Origin of the sequence: Streptomyces niphimycinicus (assembly GCF_018883605.1) — a bacterium.
GTDB classification, from domain to species: Bacteria; Actinomycetota; Actinomycetes; order Streptomycetales; family Streptomycetaceae; genus Streptomyces; species Streptomyces niphimycinicus.
This window is the reverse complement of record NZ_JAHLEM010000950.1, coordinates 1-2862: the sequence shown is the minus strand read 5'-3', so window position 1 is coordinate 2862 and position 2862 is coordinate 1. Positions and strand designations below refer to the sequence as shown.

The window sequence follows — 2862 nt, the reverse complement described above, 5'->3', positions numbered from 1 at the left end:
GCCCTTCGGGCATATGGGGCCAGTCGGGGATGTAGCCCTGGTAGGCGGCGCCCACGAAGATGCCCGTTTTGCTGCCGCGCAGGCCCGCCGGATCGATTCCGGCGCGCTCGAACGCCTCCCAGGAGGTCTCCAGCAGCAGCCGCTGCTGCGGGTCCATCACGGTGGCCTCGCGGGGCGAGATGCCGAAGAACGCCGGGTCGAACTGGTCGGCGTCGTGGAGGAATCCGCCCTCGGTGGCGTAGACGGTGCCCTGCCGGTCGGGGTCCGGGTCGTACAGGTTCTCCAGGTCCCAGCCGCGGTTGCCGGGGAAGCCGGAGATGGCGTCGCGCTCGCCGGTGACCAGCTCCCACAGGTCCTCGGGGCCGCGCACATCGCCCGGGTAGCGGCAGCTCATCGCCACGATGGCGATGGGTTCGCGGGAGGCGGCGGTGAGTTGCTGATTGGCCCGGCGCAGCCGTTCGGTCTCCTTCAGAGACTCCCGCAGCGCGCCAACGATCTTGTCGGTTGGGTTTGCCATTGTCAGCTCCGCAGTCGAGTCTCGTCAGAGGTCGTTCTTGTCGTAGGCCATGCGGACGAGGTCATCCACGTCCAGGTCGTCGATGGACTCGGCGGGTTCCTCGTCCACCGGTCCGGTGGCGGGGTCATGGGAACCGGCCAGCCGCAGCAGCTCGTCCAGCAGCCCGGACTCGCGGAGCCGGAGCAGAGGGATGGCGGTCAGTGCCGCGCGGACCTCGGCCTCCTCGGCGTCCTCGGGGTCGAGGCCGGTGCTCGCGGTGTCAGCGGGGAAGAGTTCGGCGCGGATGTGTCCGGCGAGTTCCTCCGCGCTGGGGTAGTCGAAGACGACGGTGACGGGGAAGCGGAGCCCGGTCGCGGTGCCCAGGCGGTTGCGCAGGTCGACGGCGCTCAGGGAGTCGAAGCCCAGTTCGCGGAAGGCGCGCTGGGCATCGACGGCCTCCGGGCCGGGATAGCCGAGCACGGTGGCGATCTGGGAGCGCACCAGCGACAGCACGGCCACCCGCCGGTCCGCCGGGGCCATATCGGCCAGCCGGTCGCGCAGCGAGGAGGATTCGCCGGTCGTGTCCGCCCCCGTGTCGGCGTCGGCGGCGAGGATCCGCGCCACGTCGGGCACCTGGCCGATGAGCGGGCTGGGCCGGGCCGAGGTGAAGACGGGGACGAACCGCTCCCAGTCCACGTCGGCGACCACGACCACGGTCTCGTCCCCGTCCATCACCTGCCAGAACGCGTCGATGGCGAGCCGGGGAGTCATGAACGGGATGCCCCGGCCGCGCAGTTGCTCCTCGGCGAGGTTGGCGGCCATGCCGCCCTCCTCGGGGCTCCAGATGCCCCACACCACCGAGGTGGCGGTGAGGCCGCGGGCCCGGCGGTTCTCGGCGAGCCCGTCGAGATAGGCGTTGGCGGCGGCGTACGCGCCGTGTTCACCACTGCCCCAGACGGCCGAGATGGAGGAGAAGAGCACGAAGGAGTCGAGGGTGTCCCGGTCGAAGAGGGCGTCCAGGTTGGCCGCGCCCGCGACCTTGGCCTCCGCCGTGTCGGCGAACTCCGCCAGATCGGTGTCCGCGAGCGGAACGAGCACACCGGCACCCGCGATGTGCAGCACGGAGCGGATCGGCGGGCCCTCGGCCTCCACCTCCCGTACGAGCGCCTCCAGCGCGGCGCGGTCGGCCACATCGCACGCGGCTACGGTGACCTTGGCGCCGAGTTCGGTCAGTTCGGCCTTGAGCTTGTCCGCGCCGGGCGCCTCGGGGCCACGTCGGCTGGTGAGCACCAGGTGTTCGGCACCGGCCTGGGCGAGCCGGCGGGCGATCTGGGCGCCGACGCCCCCGGTGCCGCCGGTGAGCAGCACGGTGCCCCCGGGGGTCCAGGCGGCGCCGCTCCCCCGGTGTCCGGCGGCCCGTACCAGCCGCCGGGTGAACACACCGGAGGGCCGCAGGGCCAACTGGTCCTCGTCGCCGAGACGGCCCGCGAGCGCACCGCACAGCCGTGTGGTGACCCGGCCGTCGACGGTGCCCAGCAGGTCGATCATGCCGCCCCAGCGCTGCGGGTGTTCGAGGGCGGCGACCCGGCCCAGCCCCCATACGGCCGCCTGGGCGGGGCTGTCGAGCACATCGGTGCCCCCGACGGACACGCCCCCACGGGTGGCCAGCCACAGCGGGGCCGCCACCCCGGTGTCGCCGAGGGCCTGGACGAGGGCGAGGGTGAGCGCAAGGCCCATGGGCACTCCCGCGTGGCCGGGGTGCGGTGCGTCGGCGAGCCCGAGCAGGGAGAGCACTCCGGACGGGGTGGCTCCGGAGGTGGCCTCGGCGAGCCGCGCAGCGACCGCGGCGCGGTCGGCCTCCGCCACCTCGGCGGTGACGACCGTGGCGCCGTGGGTCTCCAGCCCGTCGCGTACGGCCTCGATCAGCTCGGTGGCGGGGTGTCCGGCCGGGACCACGAGCAGCCAGGTGCCGGTCAGGGCGGCCGAGGCCGGGTCCGGCACCCGGTTCCAGGTGACGTGGTAGCGCCAGGAGTCGAGCACGGACCGCTCCCTGCTGCCGCGGCGCCATGAGGACAGCGCCGGGAGCACCATGGCCAGGGACGACTCCTCGGCGTCCACTTCCAGCGCGGTGGCCAGCGCCGCCAGATCCTCGCGCTCCACGGCGTCCCAGAACTCGGCCTCCACCGGGTCGCCTCCGGTGGCGGCCACCGGTGCCGGGGGCTGCTCCAGCCAGTAGCGCTGCCGCTGGAAGGCGTACGTCGGCAACTGCACCACGGACGCCCCCGTCCCGGCGAACACCGCGGCCCAGTCGACGGCCACCCCACGGACGAACGCCTCGCCCAGCGAGACCAGGAACCGCTCCGGGC

Annotated in this window: 2 protein-coding genes; both read right to left on the bottom strand. The window is 73.5% G+C overall.

Translation table 11 applies throughout. The features are described from left to right. The coding region (locus KN815_RS46020; protein ID WP_253209667.1) for a beta-ketoacyl synthase N-terminal-like domain-containing protein at nt 1–517 on the bottom strand (517 nt) is incomplete at its 3' end. Between the two features lie 24 nt (nt 518–541). Further along, on the bottom strand, nt 542–2862 hold a 2321-nt coding region (locus KN815_RS46015; RefSeq protein ID WP_216347739.1), incomplete at its 5' end, for an SDR family NAD(P)-dependent oxidoreductase.